At 58.0% G+C, this 18,363-nt stretch carries 14 protein-coding genes; 12 read left to right on the forward strand and 2 right to left on the reverse strand.

Annotated features, from left to right (window positions below; genetic code table 11):
- Positions 1–25 precede the first annotated feature (25 nt).
- From syd to BBA90_RS05700, 4 genes are all read left to right on the forward strand, one after another.
- Positions 26–583, forward strand: a complete 558-nt coding sequence (syd, locus tag BBA90_RS05685; protein WP_065648302.1) for a SecY-interacting protein — start codon at positions 26–28, stop codon at positions 581–583.
- Positions 584–1,162: 579 nt separating this feature from the next.
- Positions 1,163–1,489 (forward strand): YqcC family protein, encoded by a 327-nt coding sequence (locus BBA90_RS05690; RefSeq protein WP_065648303.1) that lies wholly within the window; start codon positions 1,163–1,165, stop codon positions 1,487–1,489.
- On the forward strand, positions 1,489–2,268 hold the full coding sequence (truC, locus tag BBA90_RS05695) for a tRNA pseudouridine(65) synthase TruC (protein WP_065648304.1): 780 nt from the start codon (positions 1,489–1,491) through the stop codon (positions 2,266–2,268). The genes BBA90_RS05690 and truC overlap by 1 nt, the downstream gene beginning before the upstream one ends.
- A 12-nt stretch (positions 2,269–2,280) precedes the next feature.
- Positions 2,281–2,727 carry a flavodoxin gene (locus BBA90_RS05700; protein WP_065648305.1) on the forward strand — a complete coding sequence of 149 codons (447 nt, stop codon included), beginning with the start codon at positions 2,281–2,283 and terminating at the stop codon, positions 2,725–2,727.
- Between the two features lie 51 nt (positions 2,728–2,778).
- On the opposite strand, the gene garD is transcribed toward BBA90_RS05700, so the two are convergent.
- Positions 2,779–4,338 carry a galactarate dehydratase gene (gene garD, locus BBA90_RS05705; protein WP_065648306.1) on the reverse strand — a complete coding sequence of 520 codons (1,560 nt, stop codon included), beginning with the start codon at positions 4,336–4,338 and terminating at the stop codon, positions 2,779–2,781.
- Positions 4,339–4,846: 508 nt separating this feature from the next.
- Between garD and BBA90_RS05710 the strand changes: the two genes are divergently transcribed.
- The 6 genes from BBA90_RS05710 to BBA90_RS05735 all read left to right on the forward strand — a co-directional run bounded on the left by BBA90_RS05710 (position 4,847) and on the right by BBA90_RS05735 (position 11,840).
- Positions 4,847–6,202, forward strand: a complete 1,356-nt coding sequence (locus BBA90_RS05710) for an MFS transporter (protein WP_065648307.1) — start codon at positions 4,847–4,849, stop codon at positions 6,200–6,202.
- Positions 6,199–7,545 (forward strand): enolase C-terminal domain-like protein, encoded by a 1,347-nt coding sequence (locus tag BBA90_RS05715; protein ID WP_065648308.1) that lies wholly within the window; start codon positions 6,199–6,201, stop codon positions 7,543–7,545. Before BBA90_RS05710 ends, BBA90_RS05715 begins: the two co-directional genes overlap by 4 nt.
- Before the next feature lie 10 nt (positions 7,546–7,555).
- Positions 7,556–8,887: a glucarate dehydratase gene (gene gudD, locus BBA90_RS05720; protein ID WP_065648309.1), complete on the forward strand. Its 1,332-nt coding sequence runs from the start codon at positions 7,556–7,558 to the stop codon at positions 8,885–8,887.
- 52 nt (positions 8,888–8,939) lie between these two features.
- A complete protein-coding gene (gene garL, locus BBA90_RS05725) occupies positions 8,940–9,707 on the forward strand; it encodes a 2-dehydro-3-deoxyglucarate aldolase (protein ID WP_039379896.1) in 768 nt (255 codons plus the stop codon).
- 18 nt (positions 9,708–9,725) lie between these two features.
- Positions 9,726–10,610 carry a 2-hydroxy-3-oxopropionate reductase gene (gene garR, locus BBA90_RS05730; RefSeq protein WP_065648310.1) on the forward strand — a complete coding sequence of 295 codons (885 nt, stop codon included), beginning with the start codon at positions 9,726–9,728 and terminating at the stop codon, positions 10,608–10,610.
- Positions 10,611–10,700: 90 nt separating this feature from the next.
- Complete coding sequence (locus BBA90_RS05735) at positions 10,701–11,840, forward strand: glycerate kinase (RefSeq protein ID WP_065648311.1); 1,140 nt, start codon at positions 10,701–10,703, stop codon at positions 11,838–11,840.
- A gap of 90 nt (positions 11,841–11,930) precedes the next feature.
- Here BBA90_RS05735 and barA read toward each other — a convergent pair whose 3' ends face one another.
- Positions 11,931–14,660 carry a two-component sensor histidine kinase BarA gene (gene barA / locus BBA90_RS05740; RefSeq protein WP_065648312.1) on the reverse strand — a complete coding sequence of 910 codons (2,730 nt, stop codon included), beginning with the start codon at positions 14,658–14,660 and terminating at the stop codon, positions 11,931–11,933.
- 82 nt (positions 14,661–14,742) lie between these two features.
- Here barA and rlmD point away from each other — a divergent pair, with 82 nt between their 5' ends.
- Both rlmD and relA read left to right on the forward strand, forming a co-directional pair.
- Positions 14,743–16,059: a 23S rRNA (uracil(1939)-C(5))-methyltransferase RlmD gene (gene rlmD / locus BBA90_RS05745; protein ID WP_065648313.1), complete on the forward strand. Its 1,317-nt coding sequence runs from the start codon at positions 14,743–14,745 to the stop codon at positions 16,057–16,059.
- Positions 16,060–16,091: 32 nt separating this feature from the next.
- On the forward strand, positions 16,092–18,326 hold the full coding sequence (gene relA / locus BBA90_RS05750; protein ID WP_065648314.1) for a GTP diphosphokinase: 2,235 nt from the start codon (positions 16,092–16,094) through the stop codon (positions 18,324–18,326).
- Positions 18,327–18,363: the final 37 nt, after the last annotated feature.

The raw sequence follows: 18,363 nt of genomic DNA on the forward strand, positions 1-18,363 counted from the left end.
TAACCGATCACCAGCGAGAAGATGAATGATGCAGCCCACCGCCGGCGCACTGCGTGCGTTTACCACCCGTTATATCGATCTCTGGCAGCAGCAGCAGGGACACTATCCTGCCAGCAGTGAGCTTATGGGGATCCCTTCGCCCTGTATCATCAGCACCGTTGATGACCGCGTCCTCTGGCAGCCGCAGCCTTTTTCACCGTCGTCGGGCCTGGATGCAGTAGAGCGGGCGCTGGATATTCAGCTCCAGCCTGATATTACTGCGTTTTATACCACCCAGTTTGCCGGCGATATGCATGCCCGCCTGCAGGAGCGCCGGTTAACGCTGCTGCAGGTATGGAGCGAAGAGGACTTTCTCCGGCTGCAGGAGAATCTGATTGGCCACCTGATTATGAAGCGACGTCTGAAACAGAGTCCGACGCTGTTTATTGCCACCACCGATTCAGAGCAGGAGATGGTGGCGGTGTGCAATCTTACCGGTGAAGTTATTCTGGAAGAGCCGGGGCGTAATAAACGTGAAATTCTTTCACCCTGTATCAGTACATTTCTTGATGATATACAACCTGTTATCGAACCAGCTGCCTGACATCTGAAGTGTGCTGTAAGAGATCTCTTACAAAGTTTGTGCGAGATTGACATTTTATGCATAAACCTTTCAGAAATGCGAAATGTAAAAATATTGTGAATCATAGAGTTATGGTATCAATCTGAAAATTGAGACAATACTTGATCGATTAATGGCTCATGCTTACTTGTTATTGTGGCGATTTTTGAGAGAATACCCCCCGTTAGCAGGATGCTATGGACAGAGTGACGTTCAGGAGAATGTCAGCCAGGAAGGCAGGAACGTAACGGAGTTTGCGTCACAGGGAAGGCTTCAGGATGAAGCAGGACACTCAGGAGTGAGTAAGGGACACCTCCAGGATGGAGAATGTGAGCCGTGCGGAGCAGGGCGAGCCAGGATGCTAAGGATGCTGTCATGAAGACAGGCAATGGAAAGCGCAGGAAGAGTTGTCACGGATGAGCAGGGAGCACTGCGGTGGCGGGAATGCTGCACAACGAACCGGGAGCACTGTTAATAACAGTGCTCCCTTTTTTTATGCGCTTTTTACGCCATCGGTGACGAGTGATATGCTTGCCGCCCATTATTTCACGGAGGCAACCTATGTCGACGCACACTATTACTCAGCGACTGCAGCAGGTCGAAGCAGTCATGCGCGAACACGATTACTGGCAACATAGCGCCCCTGACGCGGCTGCGTTTAACAGCGACCAGCCTTTCTGCCTTGATACCATGGCTCCGCTGGAGTGGCTGCAGTGGGTATTGATCCCGCGTATGTCAGCCTTGATCGCCTCCGGCGCACCGATGCCGGCGGGCTTCGCCGTCGCGCCCTATTATGAAGTGGCTCTCACTCCCGTTACCCCCGGCTATGCCGATTTGCTGACCACGCTGCGTGAGCTTGATGCGCTGTTTGCGGAGCCAGCGCGCTGATGCTGGAGATTATCTATCAGGATGAGTGGCTGGTAGCGGTGAACAAGCCGGCAGGCTGGCTGGTTCACCGCAGCTGGCTCGATCGCAAAGAGAAAGTGGTGGTGATGCAAACGGTGCGCGATCAGATTGGTCAGCACGTATTCACCGCACACCGGCTCGATCGCCCGACCTCCGGCGTACTGCTTATGGGGCTGTCGAGCGAGGCGGGTCGTTTACTGGCACAGCAGTTTGAACAGCATCAGATACAAAAAACCTATCACGCCGTACTGCGTGGCTGGCTGGATGGCACGGCGACGCTGGATTATCCGCTGCTGGAAGAGCTGGATAAGATCGCGGATAAATTTTCTGCTGAACCGCGCGCACCACAGCCCGCGGTCACGCATTATCAGGCGCTGGCGCAGACAGAAATGCCGGTGGCAATCGGTAAATACAGCAGTGCCCGTTACACTCTGGTGGAGATGTCGCCGCGCACCGGGCGCAAGCATCAGCTGCGCCGTCATATGGCGCATCTGCGCCACCCGATTATTGGCGACAGCGCCCATGGCGATCTGCGACAAAATCGTGGCGCGGCCGCGCATTTTGGGCTTGATCGTTTAATGCTGCACGCCAGCGCCCTGTCGCTGACGCATCCTTTTACCGGAGAGCCGCTGGTGATCCGTGCCGGGCTGGATCCGATATGGCAGCAGATGCTGCAGCAGTTCGGCTGGCAGGATCGGTTACCGGAGGTTCCCAGGGTTGAGTTTGACGCTGAGGCAGTTCAGGATAAGCCAACAGCGTAAAGGAGCAGCAAGATGGCAAAGATTGGCATTTTCACAGGCACGGTTTACGGCAATGCACTGCTGGTCGCCGAAGAGGCGCAGCCGGTGCTGCAGGCGCAGGGGCATGAGGTAGCGGTATTCGAGGACCCGACGCTGGCGGAGTGGCAGGCGTACAGCAGCGAGGTTGTCCTGATTGTAACCTCAACAACGGGGCAGGGCGATCTGCCGGATAATATTGCCCGTCTCCATGCACAAATCCATGATGATCTCGGCTACCAGCCAGCGCTGCGCTACGGTGTGATTGCGCTGGGTGACAGCAGCTATCAGCACTTCTGCGGCGCAGGAAAAACCTTTGATGCCACGCTCCAGGCGCAGCAGGCGCAGCGTATCGGTGACGTGCTGATGGTAGATGCCATTGAGCATCCGGAGCCTGAAAGCGTGACGACGCCGTGGGTAGAGAGCTGGGGTAAGCTGCTGTAGTGAGCAGGGCCGCCCCTGTATGGCGGCCCGGTATTCACGGCTGTAGCGCTATTACGTCACCGGTGCCGGATTAAACACTGCCAGCTGGTTGCGGATCCCCCAGCGATCGGACCAGGTCTGCTGACGACCGCTGGCGATCTCCAGAATCAGCTCAAACAGACGCCAGCCCACCTGCTCAATGCTCTCTTCACCGGTGGCAATAGTGCCGGCGTTGATATCCATTAAATCGTGCCAGCGCCGGGCCAGCGCGCTGCGCGTCGCCATCTTGATCACCGGGATCGCCGCAAGACCATAAGGCGTGCCGCGTCCGGTCGTAAATACCTGCAGCGTAATGCCGGAAGCCATCTGTTGCGTACCGCAGACGAAGTCGCTGGCAGGTGTGGCCGCGTAAATCAGCCCGCGCTGCGTAGGGCGCTGTCCTGGCGACAGGACTTCAGCAATCGGGCTGCGGCCCGATTTTGCAATCGATCCCAGCGCTTTTTCCACCACGTTTGCCAGTCCGCCTTTTTTGTTGCCCGGTGAAGGATTGGCGCTGCGATCGGTCTGTCCCTGATGCAGATAGTCGTCATACCACGCCATCTCTTCCAGCAGGCGTTTGCCCACCGCTTCATTGACCACGCGCGGCGTCAGCAGATGAATTGCGTCGCGTACTTCAGTGACTTCAGAAAACATAACCGTGGCGCCGCAGCGTACCAGCAGATCGGAGGCGAATCCCACCGCCGGGTTGGCCGTTACGCCGGAAAACGCGTCGCTGCCGCCGCACTGGGTGCCTACCACCAGCTCAGAGGCCGGGCAGGGCTCCCGCCGGCGCAGGTTAAGCTTTTTCAGATGCCGTTCGGCAACCTGCAGAATTTCATCCACCATGGCGCCAAAGCCGACGTGACGCTCATCCTGCAGGCGCACGATATCGTTATCATCCAGCGAGATCGCCTGTACATCAGGCGTACCGGTCAGCAGCCGCTCCGGCTGGAGCTTTTCGCAGCCGAGACTGACAATCATCACTTCGCCGCCGAAATTGGGATTCAGCGCAAGGTTATGAATGGTACGGATCGGCACGACGGCAGCCGGCGCGTTAATCGCTACGCCGCAGCCATACAGGTGATTCAGCGCAACCACGCCATCAACGTTGGGGTAACGCGGCAGCAGATCGCGTTCAATAAGCTGCACAACATAATCCACGACGCCGGCCACACAGTGGACGCTGGTGGTAATGCCAAGCAGATTACGGGTTCCCACACTGCCGTCTGCATTACGATAGCCATCAAAAGTATAGCCTTCCAGCGGCGGCAGCACGGGCGGGACGTTAGTTGCCAGCGGCAGGCTGCTGAGCGGCGGTGCCTCGGGCAGCGCCACCAGCGACTCATCTATCCAGCTGCCGCGCATGATGGGGCGCAGCGCCGTGCCGATCACTTCGCCATAGCGCAGAATCGGTGCATGCTGCGCAATATCGTCCAGCGCAACTTTATGCCCCTGGGGCACATGTTCCGTCAGCTGCAGCCCGTCTGCAAAGCGTGTACCCGCGGGCAGGCCCTGGTCGTTGACGACAATCGCAACGTTATCCGCTTCATGGACTTTTATATAGAGTGGTTTTTCTGTAACGGGTCGGTTCATTGCTCACCTTCCGGGTAGCCGCACTGTACATTGCAGGGCGATAAATAGAGGTTCTGGTCACGTCATCAAAGTCAGCCAGCTCCAGTATAAGCAGCACACGCCCGCCAGCGCATTGTGCAACTGTCCGGCTTTTAGCCCGTTTCTTTGCCCGCTTTGGTGATTTTAACCAAAAGCAAGTGAAGGTGCTCACAAAGCGCTCTCCGGGTGACTGTTTTTTGTACATTTATGGCGCTGTCATCCGCATTTCGTGAGCCATCACGCAGCAGGATGTGCATATGCCACAAAATCTTTTTTGTTTCGGCTGAATTGTCGGGCTTTCTTCCAGTGTTTCAGCGACGGGCTGTTTTTATACTGATTTCCGTTCTCAAAGGTTTGGTTACCTGTCACGACGCATCAACGTTCGCCATAACAACAATCGCCGTGTTTAACCCGACATCATTCTGATACCCAACGCGATGTGTATGCAGTCAGAGTGAATGTAGCGTTCGCTATATTTCAGGAGTGCATCATGAATAGTTACAGCCAGACGGCAGAGGCGGTGCAGAAACGTACCAACGCCCGCTACTGGATCGTGGTGATGTTATTTATTGTCACCTCATTCAACTACGGCGACCGCGCCACCATTTCCATTGCCGGTTCGGCAATGTCCAAAGATATCGGGCTCGACTCTGTCGGACTGGGCTATATCTTTTCCGCCTTCTCCTGGGCCTATGTGATCGGCCAGATCCCGGGCGGATGGCTGCTGGATCGCTTCGGATCCAAGCGCGTCTACTTCTGGAGTATTTTCCTCTGGTCGCTGTTTACCCTTCTGCAGGGCTTTGTCGATCTTTTCAGCGGCTTTGGCATTGTGATTTCGCTGTTCCTGCTGCGCTTTATGGTGGGTCTGGCTGAAGCACCTTCATTCCCCGGCAATAGCCGCATTGTTGCGGCCTGGTTCCCGGCGCAGGAGCGCGGAACCGCTGTCGCCATTTTTAACTCGGCACAATACTTCGCCACGGTGATCTTCGCGCCCATCATGGGCTGGCTGGTTTCTGAAGTCGGCTGGGCGCATGTGTTCTGGTTTATGGGCGGCCTCGGCATCATCCTGAGCTTTATCTGGCTGAAAGTGATGCACGATCCCAACAACCACCCCGGCGTGAACAAGGCGGAGCTGGAGTACATGGAGCAGGGCGGCGCGCTGATCAATATGGATGCGAAAAAAGCCGATCGCAAAGTCAGCCGCGGTGAGAAGTGGGATCAGATCAAACAGCTGCTCTCTACCCGCATGATGTGGGGCATCTATCTTGGCCAGTATTGTGTCAACGCGCTGACCTACTTCTTTATTACCTGGTTCCCGGTTTATCTGGTGCAGGCGCGCGGTATGTCGATTCTGAAAGCGGGCTTTATTGCCTCCGTTCCGGCAATTTGCGGCTTCCTCGGTGGCGTGCTGGGCGGGGTTATTTCCGACTACCTGATGCGTAAAACCGGCTCACTCAATATTGCCCGTAAAACGCCAATCGTTATTGGCATGCTGCTCTCTATCAGCATGGTGATGTGTAACTACACCGAAACGGAATGGGTGGTGGTGCTGTTCATGGCGCTGGCGTTCTTCGGAAAAGGCATTGGTGCGCTGGGCTGGGCGGTGATGGCTGATACCGCACCGAAAGAGATCAGTGGCCTGAGCGGTGGTCTGTTCAATATGTTTGGCAACTTCTCCGGTATCGTCACGCCTATCGCGATTGGTTACATCATCGCCACCAGCGGATCGTTTGAGGGGGCGCTGGTGTATGTCGGGATCCACGCTTTTGTCGCCGCCTTTAGCTTCCTGTTTATCACCGGTGACATTAAACGCGTTGAGCTGAAACCGTATAAGGAGCCGAAATGAGTACGCAAAGTACGCCTGTCATCACCGACATGCAGGTGATCCCGGTTGCCGGGTACGACAGTATGCTGCTTAACATTGGCGGCGCACATAACGCCTGCTTTACGCGCAATATAGTGGTGCTGACCGACAGCGCCGGTCATACCGGACTGGGCGAGGCGCCGGGCGGCGACACAATCTATCAGACGCTGCTGGCGGCAGTACCCCAGGTTAAGGGCCAGCAGATTGCGCGTATGAACCGGCTGGTGCAGCAGGTGCATAAGGGCAATCAGTCTGCAGATTTTGACACCTTTGGCAACGGGGCCTGGACTTTTGAACTGCGTGTGAACGCGGTGGCAGCGCTGGAAGCGGCGCTGCTGGATCTGCTGGGGCAGCATCTGGGCGTGCCGGTGGCAGAACTGCTCGGGCCGGGTCAGCAGCGTGATGAGGTGACCGTGCTCGGCTATCTGTTTTATATCGGCGATCGCCATAAAACCGATCTGCCTTATCGCAGCGGTGAGGCCGGCAGCCACGACTGGTATCGTTTGCGGCATGAAGAGGCGCTGACGCCGGAGGCGGTGGTGCGTCTGGCAGAGGCAGCGCAGGATAAATATGGCTTCAAAGATTTCAAACTCAAAGGTGGCGTGCTGCCGGGTGAAGAGGAGATCGCCTCGGCGGTGGCGCTGAAGCAGCGCTTCCCGGAGGCGCGCATTACCGTCGATCCCAATGGCGCCTGGCATCTGGACGAGGCGATCGGCCTCTGCAAAGGCCTGCAGGATGTGCTGAGCTATGCAGAAGATCCCTGCGGCGCGGAACAGGGCTACTCCGGGCGCGAAGTGATGGCGGAGTTTCGCCGCGCTACCGGACTGCCGGTTGCCACCAACATGATCGCCACAAACTGGCGCGAAATGAACCACGCCGTGATGCTCAACGCGGTCGATATCCCGCTGGCCGATCCCCACTTCTGGACGCTGAGCGGCGCAGTGCGCGTGGCGCAGCTCTGCGATGAATGGGGTCTCACCTGGGGCTGCCACTCCAACAACCATTTCGATATCTCGCTGGCGATGTTCACCCACGTGGGTGCCGCCGCTCCGGGCAAGCCAACCGCGATTGACACGCACTGGATCTGGCAGGAGGGCGATCAGCGCCTGACGCGCGAGCCGCTGCAGATCCGCAACGGCAAAATTGCCGTGCCGGATAAACCGGGGCTGGGCATTGAGCTGGATCGGGATCGTCTGCAGCAGGCGCATGAACTGTATAAATCACTGCCGGCGGGCGCGCGCAACGACGCCACCGCAATGCAGTATCTGGTTCCCGGCTGGTCATTTGATCGCAAGCGTCCGGCGTTTGGGCGCCGTCATACATAAGGAGCAGAAAATGAGTCAGACCCCTAAAATCGTCGCGATGCAGGTTATTCCGGTTGCCGGACGTGACAGCATGCTGCTCAACCTGAGCGGGGCGCACGCGCCATTTTTTACCCGCAATATTGTCATTATCAAAGATAACGCCGGCCATACCGGTGTGGGCGAGATACCGGGCGGCGAAAAGATCCGTCAGACGCTGGAGGATGCAGCCGCGCTGGTGACCGGAAAAACCGTCGGCGAATATAAAAATATCCTCAATCTGGTACGCAGCACCTTTGCCGACCGCGACGCGGGCGGGCGCGGCAGCCAGACATTTGACCTGCGCACCACTATCCATGTGGTAACCGGTATCGAAGCGGCGCTGCTCGATTTGCTCGGACAGCACCTTGGCGTAAACGTCGCATCACTGCTGGGCGATGGACAGCAGCGCGACCGCGTTGAGATGCTCGGCTACCTCTTCTATATCGGCGATCGTCGCAAAACCTCGCTCGCCTACCAGAGCCAGGAGGATGACCCGTGCGACTGGTATCGTCTGCGTCATGAAGAGGCGCTGACGCCCGATGCAGTGGTGCGGCTGGCTGAAGCCGCGTATGAGAAATATGGCTTTAACGATTTCAAACTCAAAGGCGGCGTGCTGCGCGGCGGCGAAGAGGCGGAGGCGGTTACCGCGCTCGCCAGACGCTTCCCGGAGGCGCGCATTACGCTCGATCCCAACGGAGCCTGGTCACTGAATGAGGCAATTCTGCTGGGTAAACAGCTGAAAGGTGTGCTCGCCTATGCTGAAGATCCCTGTGGCGCAGAGCAGGGGTATTCCGGCCGTGAAGTGATGGCAGAGTTCCGCCGCGCCACCGGTCTGCCGACTGCGACCAACATGATCGCTACTGACTGGCGGCAGATGGGCCACACGCTGTCGCTGCAGTCGGTGGATATCCCGCTGGCCGATCCGCACTTCTGGACCATGCAGGGTTCAGTGCGCGTGGCGCAGATGTGTCACGACTTTGGCCTCACCTGGGGTTCGCATTCCAATAACCATTTTGATATTTCGCTGGCGATGTTTACCCACGTTGCCGCCGCCGCACCGGGTGCGATTACCGCTATCGACACTCACTGGATCTGGCAGGAGGGCAACCAGCGTCTGACCAAAGAGCCATTCGTCATTAAAGGCGGCATGGTGCAGGTACCGCAAAAGCCGGGGCTTGGCGTAGAGCTGGATATGGATCAGGTGATGCAGGCAAACGCGCTGTATCAGAAACATGGACTGGGTGCGCGTGATGACGCTCAGGCGATGCAGTTCCTGGTACCGGACTGGACTTTTGATAATAAGCGTCCCTGCCTGGTGCGCTAACGCTTCAGGCTCTCTGTAAGGGAGCCTGCCGTCAAATACAGGAGTAAACAGAATGAGTAATGCGTGGCCAAATACCTTTCGCCGCCGTCTGCTGGCAGGAGAGACCCTGATTGGCAGCTGGTGCGCCCTTGCCAGTCCGCTGACCACTGAAGTGCTGGGACTGGCAGGTTTTGACTGGCTGGTGCTGGATGGCGAACATGCGCCCAACGATATCACCACCTTTGTACCACAGCTGATGGCGCTAAAAGGCAGCAGCAGCGCGGCGGTCGTGCGTCCGCCGTGCAATGAGCCGGTGATCATTAAACGCCTGCTGGATATCGGCTTCTATAACTTTCTCATCCCGTTTGTGGAGACGGAAGAGGAGGCGCGCCGCGCCGTTGCCTCCACCCGTTATCCGCCAGCGGGCATCCGCGGCGTGTCGGTTTCGCACCGCAGCAACATGTACGGCACGCTGCCGGATTACAACGCCACGATTAACGACAACATCACGCTGATGGTGCAGATCGAAACGCAGCAGGCGGTGGATAACATCGATGCGATCGCGGCCGTTGACGGCGTGGACGGCATTTTTGTCGGTCCGGGCGATCTCTCAGCCGCGCTGGGCTATCTGGGCCAGCCAGCGCATCCTGAAGTGCTGAAAGTCATTCAATACCTGTTTGAACGCGCTAAAGCAGCAGGCAAGCCATGTGGCATCCTGGCGCCGGTAGAGGCGGATGCACGGCGCTATCTGGAATGGGGGGCCACCTTTGTTGCCGTCGGCAGCGATCTCGGGGTTTTTCGCAACGCCACGCAGGCGCTGTGCAACAAATTTAAACTGTAACGCAGAAAGGGGAAGGCAATGAAAATTGGATTTATCGGCCTCGGTATTATGGGCAAACCGATGAGTAAAAACCTGGTCAAAGCGGGTTACACGCTGGTAGTACGCGATCACAATGCCGGTAATGAGGCGGAGCTGGCAGCACTGGGCGCTACGGTGGCAAAAACACCCAAAGAGGTCGCAGAGCAGGTGGATGTGGTGATCACCATGGTGCCGAATTCGCCGCAGGTGCAGGAAGTCTGCCTGGGTGCAGGCGGCATTATTGAAGGGGCAAAGCCCGGTCTGATTGTCATTGATATGAGTTCTATCGCCCCGCTGGCCAGCCGCGAGATCCATGATGCGCTGGCGGAAAAAGGGGTCCGTATGCTGGATGCACCGGTCAGCGGCGGTGAGCCAAAAGCGATCGAGGGCACACTGTCTGTCATGGTGGGTGGCGATAAAGCGATCTTCGACCAATGCTTTGAGATTATGAAAGCGATGGCGGGCTCGGTGGTGCATACCGGTGATATCGGCGCCGGCAATGTAACCAAGCTGGCAAATCAGGTGATTGTGGCGCTGAATATCGCAGCCATGTCTGAAGCGCTTTCGCTGGCAACCAAAGCGGGTGTGAATCCGGAACTGGTTTATCAGGCGATCCGCGGCGGACTGGCAGGCAGCACCGTGCTTGATGCCAAAGCGCCCATGGTGCTGGATCGCAACTTCAAACCGGGTTTCCGTATTGACCTGCATATTAAAGATTTAGCTAACGCACTGGATACCTCTCACGGCATTGGCGCACATCTGCCGCTGACGGCCGCGGTGATGGAGATGATGCAGGCGCTGAAAACCAGCGGACAGGGCTCCGCCGACCACAGTGCGCTGGCCTGCTATTATGAGACGTTAGCGCAGGTTGAGATAGCCCGGTGAAGCCGCTCTCCGGCGTCTGCGGAGGCCGGAGAACAGGCTGCATAAGCAAAGCAGCATACCGTTACGTTACCCATCGCGCCTGGATTGCCTATGAAAATTGTCATCGCACCCGATTCATACAAAGAGAGTCTGTCTGCCCTGGATGTGGCTGCCGCAATTGAAGCAGGTTTCCGCGAGGTTTTCCCGGCCGCCGAGTATGTCAAAATTCCGGTTGCCGACGGCGGTGAAGGCACCGTTGAGGCAATGGTTGCCGCCACCAGCGGTACGCTGGTCCGGCTGACCGTGACCGGCCCGCTGGGCGATCCCGTTGCAGCGTTTTATGGCCTGTCAGGGGATGAGCGCACCGCGTTTATTGAGATGGCGGCCGCCAGCGGGCTGGAACTTGTGCCGGTGGCGCAGCGCAATGCGCTGATTACCACCTCATGGGGGACCGGTGAGCTGATTAAAAACGCACTCGATCGCGGCGTAGAGCACATCATTATTGGCATAGGCGGCAGCGCCACCAACGATGGCGGTGCCGGAATGATACAGGCGCTGGGCGTCCGTCTGCTGGATAACAGCGGCAGCGATCTGGCACCGGGCGGTGCTGCGCTGGCACAGCTGGCGCAGATTGATATCACCGGAGTGGATGCACGGATTAGAGCGTGCCGCTTTGAAGTCGCCTGCGATGTCACCAATCCGCTGACCGGAGAAAAAGGCGCATCGGCGGTGTTCGGTCCGCAGAAAGGCGCAAATCCGGCGCAGATAGCAGAGCTGGATCGGGCGCTGGCACACTACGCTTCACTTATTCAGCGCGATCTTGATATTGACGTGCTGCATATTGCAGGCGGTGGCGCGGCGGGCGGTATGGGCGCCGCGCTGCACGCCTTCTGCCAGGCTGAGCTGCGCAGCGGCATCGAAATCGTGACGGAAGCGCTCGGGCTGGCGGAGCAGGTCAAAGATGCCGACCTGGTGATCACGGGGGAAGGGCGCATCGACAGTCAGTCTGTGAATGGCAAGGTACCGGTCGGCGTGGCGCGGGTTGCAAAACAGTTCAATAAGCCGGTGATTGGCATTGCTGGTAGCCTGACGCCTGACGTGGGTGTTGTGCATGCGCACGGTCTTGATGCGGTCTACAGCGTACTGTTCAGCATCTGTTCTCTGGAGGAGGCGCTGGCCAGCGCGGAACGGAATGTGCGCATGACGGCGCGTAATGTCGCGGCGGCAATCAGGATAGGCAAAGCGCTGTAAGCCGGATCGCGATGGCTGGCACCCCGGCGACTGAGAGTCAGGATGAAGGTCACCGCAGAGGTGCCGGGACGATCATCCTGATGCATCCTTTTAGTTCAGCGCCAGCTGCTTACGCGCCTCGCGCGCTACGTTTGCCATCTCATCGCTCAGCTCCAGCAGTTCCGGTTCCAGTGCAGCAATATCGCTTGTCTGATGCAGGCTGCTCTCCAGCTGCTGGCAGAGCTGCTTCAGGCGGGGAACACCGCTGTAACTGGCGCTGCCGTGCAGCTTATGAATAATTTCGCGCAGTCCGTTTACATCACTTTCAGCTATACAGTGCGTCACGCGCTCCTCCACCTCGGGCAGAAAATCGAGCAGCATCTGTAGCAGATCGCGCGCCAGCGCTGGTTTGCCGGCCGCCTGACGCAGCGCCAGTGACCAGTCGAGTGAAACAGCCACCGCCGGTGCGGGCAGCTGAGCGGCCAGCGCAACCGGCAGATAGCGCTGCAGCAGCCGGGCCAGCCGGGTTTCATCAATCGGTTTCGCCAGATAATCGTTCATGCCGGCGGCAATCAGCTGCTCGCGCTCGCCATCCAGCGCATGCGCCGTAACCGCAACGATGGGCGTGCTGGCGTGCAGCGGCAGCCGCCGGATAATCTCGCTGGCCTGAATACCGTCCATGTCGGGCATCTGAATATCCATCAGGATCACATCCAGCCGCTGCTGCTGCGCAGCGCGGATTGCCTGCTCTGCGTTGTCACACAAAATGATATTTTCAACCTGCTCCTCCAGCAGTGCGCCAATCAGCCTGAGGTTAGCCGGGTTGTCATCCACCGCCATCACCGTCAGCGGCTGACGCGGCATCGGGGCGGCCAGGCGATGCTGACGGCTGTCAATGTCCAGCAGCAGCGGGATAAAACGCGTCAGCGAAACCGGTTTGGTAATACAGCCAGCAATGCCCCTGGCGCGCAGCTCGTCGGCAAACAGCATCATCTCGCTCGGCAGCGCCAGCAGTACGGCATCCGCCCGGGCGCACAGCTGCTGGATCTCCGCATCCGTCAGCGTTGCCGGATGCGGTTTAGCGACCGGCATTCCCAGCAGCAGAAGGGGATAGTGGCGTTCCGGCAGCGCAGCCAGACTGGGGTAATACTCTACTTTCAGCGGAGTGATACTCAGCATCTCCTGCACAACCCGCGCCACCGCCGGATGGGCTTCCACGTAGGCCAGCGTTGTGGCATGCAGGTCATCCAGCACGCGCGGGATGGCAGGGGCATTCGGGTTGAGGTTGAGCCGGACGCGCACCCGGAAAACCGACCCCTGGCCAGGCTGACTGTGAAAAGCGATCTCACCGCCCATCTCCTGAACCAGTTTCTGGGTGATCACCAGCCCAAGTCCGGTGCCGCCATGCCGGCGGGTAATGCTGGCATCCGCCTGACGAAATGCCTGAAACAGCTGCGGCTGCTGAATATCCGGAATGCCGATGCCGGTGTCATGCACCTGAATCTCCAGTTCCGCCTGCGTGGCGCTGAGATGCTGCAGCTCAACGCGCAGATCGATATGCCCCTGCTCGGTAAATTTGATAGCGTTACCTATCAGGTTGATCAGAATTTGCTGCAGCCGCAGCGGATCGCCGATGACATTGTCAGGCACGCTGTTTTGCAGGCAGACGGTGATCTCCAGCCCTTTCTCATGCGCGGACGGCGCCAGCAGCACCAGCATCTCATCCAGCGTGGCGCGCAGCGGAAACGGTATGGATTCCAGTACCAGCTTACCCGACTCCAGACGCGAGAAATCGAGCACATCGTTGATAATGCTCAGCAGATTGTTGGCGGAGCGCTCAATCGTGCTCATATAGTCGCGCTGGCTGGTGCTCAGCCCGGTTTTCAGCATCTGACGGCTGAAGCCGATCACGCCGTTGAGCGGCGTACGCAGCTCGTGGGACATATTCGCCAGAAATTCTGATTTAATGCGGGCCGCTTCCTGAGCACGTTTCTTTGCCAGATCCAGTTCGACGTTCTGAATCTCCAGCTGCTCCAGCGTTTCGCGCAGATCCCAGGTGGCCTGGTCGATATTCTGCTGCATCTCTTCGTGGTAGGCGGTGAGCGACATCGCCATCGCATTGATGCCGTTTTTGAGCATGCTGAGTTCTCCCAGCATGTAGCCCTCCACCCGGCTGTCGAGCTGGCCGCGCCGGATGCGATCGACGGTGGTAACCATGTTGCGTATCGGGCCGGTCACATCACGCATCAGACGATAAGCGAACAGCATGGCGAGGCAGAGGCAGAACAGCAGCAGCAGCGTCGCGACAAAAACCTCTTTATACTGCGCCAGCCGGACCGACTGCAGGTCCAGTTCAATGGCGACGTAGCCCAGGGGATTACCGCCGGGTTTGGTCTGTTCATCCGGCTGCTCATCAGCAGAATAGCGTTCAGATATGATAGGCGTGCGCAGCACCAGCAGGTTACCCTGGCGTTCATGCGTGACGCCCTCACGCAGATGCGTCATATCCTCTTTTTGCAGCAGCGCCAGGTTCTGCTTACTGTTCGAGGTGGCGTAAACGCGATTCTGGTTGTCGAAAACCGTAATGGCACGGACAATATCGGAATGACGCCGGTGCAGCAGGCTGACCAGCTCGTGGATCGCATCGCGATCGTGCCAGCTCATCCCATACTCACTGGATACCGCCAGGGGTTCGATAATATTGGCGCCGGCATCGTAGACCTGGCGCTGCAGTTCGTTATAGCGGTGGACGACAAAAAAGGTGCTGAGCAGCAGGCCAATCAGCAGCGTTGGCGCCAGTATTAAAATCATCATCCGCGCCCGCAGGCTGTATTTGGTCATTACGATGCCCTGGCGATTGCCGTTTCCCTGTGCACGCGTCGTGGCGGGCGGCACAACCTGATTAAAAGAGAATACGATTACTATGGCGCAATTTTACGCCGCAAAACAGCGGCCGACGACAAAGCAGCGGATCGCCGTCACTGTTGATGAACTCGATCCGTTCGGACAGGGCGTCGCACGCTATCAGGGAAAAACCCTGTTTGTCAGCGGCGCGCTGCCGGGCGAACAGGCAGAAGTCACGCTGCTGGAAGATAAACGGCAGTTTGCCCGGGGTAAAGCGATAAAGATCGCGCAGCCCAGTCCGCAGCGGGAAATACCGCGTTGCCGCCATTTTGGCGTCTGCGGTGGCTGCCAGCAGCAGCATGCTGCTGTTGCACTGCAGGAGAGCAGCAAGGCGCATGCGCTGAGTCGCCTGCTGAGCCGCGACGCCGCCTCCCCGGTGGCGGTTGAGGAGATTATCCGCGGTGAAAGCTGGGGATATCGGCGTCGCGCCCGGCTTGGGCTGCAGTGGCAGCCGAAGCAGCAGCGGCTGGTGATGGGATTTCGCCAGGCGGCCAGTCATGCGCTGGTGGCGTTGCAGCAGTGCCCTGTTTTGGTGCCCGAACTTGAAGCACTGCTTCAGCCGCTGCACCACTGCCTGAGTGCCCTGCAGGGGGTAAGGCGGCTCGGGCATGTGGAGCTGGTGCTGGCAGACAACGGCCCGCTGATGGTGCTGCGCCATCTCGACGCGCTTTCTGCCCGCGATCGCGCAGACCTGGAACGCTTTTCGCATCAGCACTCGCTTATGCTTTATCTGGCTGACGGCAGCGGCGAGCTGCAGGCGATCAACAGCACTATGCCTTACTACCGCTCGCAGGATTTAACGCTAACCTTTAGTCCACAGGATTTTATTCAGGTTAACGATCGCGTTAATCAGCAGATGGTGGCAACAGCGCTGGCGTGGCTCGATTTGCAACCCGACGACAGCCTACTGGATCTTTTCTGCGGCATGGGAAATTTCACCCTGCCGGCAGGAAAATTTGTACAAAATGTTGTGGGTGTGGAGGGGGTAGCAGCATTAGTTAAGCAGGCAGAGTATAATGCCGCGCTTAACAATCTAAGCAATGTGCGCTTTTTCCAGCATAATCTGGAAGAAGAGGTTTCGCGTCAGCCGTGGGCGGCGCAGGGATTTAATAAGGTGTTACTGGATCCGGCGCGAGCCGGGGCGGCGGGCGTGATGTCGCATATTGTTAAACTTGCGCCGGAACGCGTGGTCTATGTTTCCTGTAACCCGGTGACGCTTGCGCGCGACAGTCAGGTGCTTCTGACTGCGGGCTACCATCTGGAAAGGGTCGCGATGCTGGATATGTTCCCACATACCAGTCATCTCGAATCCATGGTGTTGTTTAGCAAAACATAAGCGACAGTTATGTCGCTGTGGCAGGAGAGGATATGGTTGCGGTCAGAAGTGCGCATTTAAATACGGCAGGGGAGTTTGCCCTCGATCAGTGGATTGCCAGCCTGACTATTGGTAATCCTCAATCCTGTGAGCGACTGGCAGAGACCTGGCGCTACTGTGAAGCCGAAACGCGCGAGCACCCCGATCAGACTCTGTTGCTGTGGCGCGGTATTGAGATGGTGGAAATTCTCACCATGCTCAGTATGGATTGCGATAGCCTGTGCGCGGCGCTGCTGTTTCCGCTGGCCAACGCAGATGTGGTCAGCGAAGAGAAGCTGGAGCAGGCGTTTGGCAAAGGGATTGTCTCCCTGGTACACGGCGTACGCGATATGGATGCCATTCGCCAGCTGAAAGCGATTCATAATGATTCTATGGCGTCAGCCCAGGTGGATAATGTCCGCCGTATGCTGCTTGCGATGGTGGAGGATTTCCGCTGTGTGGTCATTAAGCTGGCCGAGCGGATTGCGCACCTGCGCGAAATGAAAGATGCGCCAGAAGATGAGCGCGTGCTGGCGGCAAAAGAGAGCACCAACATCTATGCACCGCTGGCTAACCGGCTCGGTATTGGCCAGCTGAAGTGGGAGCTGGAGGATTACTGTTTCCGCTATCTGCACCCGGATGAATATAAGCGCATCGCTAAGCTGCTGCATGAGCGGCGTATCGATCGCGAACAATATATCGATAACTTCGTGACCAACCTGCGCCAGGAGATGCAGAAAGAGGGCGTACGGGCAGAGGTTTACGGGCGGCCGAAACATATCTACAGCATCTGGCGCAAGATGCAGAAGAAGTCACTGGCGTTTGATGAGCTGTTCGACGTGCGCGCGGTGCGTATCGTGGCAGAGCGCCTGCAGGACTGCTATGGCGCACTCGGTACGGTGCATACCCTTTACCGGCATCTGCCCAGCGAATTTGACGATTATGTCGCAAACCCTAAACCCAACGGCTACCAGTCCATTCATACCGTGGTGCTGGGACCACAGGGCAAAACCGTTGAGATCCAGATCCGCACCCGTCAAATGCATGAAGATGCCGAGCTTGGCGTAGCGGCACACTGGAAATATAAAGAGGGACCGGGCGTCAGCAACTCGCGCGGGGCGGCCGGACACGAAGAGCGTATCGCCTGGCTGCGCAAGCTGATTACCTGGCAGGAAGAGATGGCGGACTCCGGCGAGATGCTGGAAGAAGTGCGCAGTCAGGTGTTCGACGATCGCGTTTATGTCTTTACGCCGAAAGGCGACGTGGTGGATCTGCCCGCCGGCTCCACGCCGCTCGATTTTGCCTATCATATCCACAGCGATATCGGGCACCGCTGTATTGGTGCGAAGATCAGTGGACGCATCGTGCCCTTTACCTATCAGCTGCAGATGGGCGATCAGATTGAGGTCATCACCCAGAAGCAGCCTAATCCCAGCCGCGACTGGCTCAACCCGAACCTGGGCTATATCACCACCAGTCGCGGGCGCTCCAAAGTACACGCCTGGTTCCGCAAACAGGATCGCGATAAAAATATCGTGGCGGGCCGCCAGATCCTCGATAATGAGCTGAGCCAGCTTGATATCAGCATGCGTGAAGCGGAAAAGATCCTGCTGCCGCGTTACAACGTTGGCTCGCAGGATGAGCTGCTGGCAATGATTGGCGGCGGCGATATTCGTCTTAACCAGATGATTAACTTCCTGCAGGCAAAGCTCAATAAGCCGAGCGCCGAAGAGGAAGATCGTGAAGCGCTGCGCCAGCTGACGCAGAAGTCGCATCACGCCTCCAGCGTACGTAAAGAGAGTGGTCGCGTGGTGGTCGAGGGAGTCGGGAACCTGATGCATCACATTGCCCGCTGCTGTCAGCCTATTCCCGGCGACGATATCACCGGCTTTATTACTCAGGGACGCGGCATCTCAATTCACCGTGCCGACTGCGATCAGCTCAGTGAACTGATCTCTCATGCGCCGGAGCGTATCGTTGATGCCGTATGGGGTGAAAGCTACTCCAGCGGCTATTCGCTGGTGGTGCGCGTGACGGCCAACGACCGCAGCGGTCTGCTGCGCGATATCACGACCATACTGGCGAATGAAAAGGTCAATGTACTGGGCGTCTCCAGCCGCAGCGATACCAAAAAACAGCTGGCGACCATTGATATGGATATTGAGATTTATAACCAGCAGGTGCTGGGTCGCGTGCTGGCGCGGCTTAACCAGGTGCCGGATATTATCGACGCCCGTCGTCTGAATTAACGCGCAGCCGGCACTGGCCCGCTGCCCTTCAGGGTCG

It is taken from the genome of Pantoea eucrina (genome assembly GCF_001691555.1).
Taxonomy (GTDB): domain Bacteria; phylum Pseudomonadota; class Gammaproteobacteria; order Enterobacterales; family Enterobacteriaceae; genus Pantoea; species Pantoea borealis.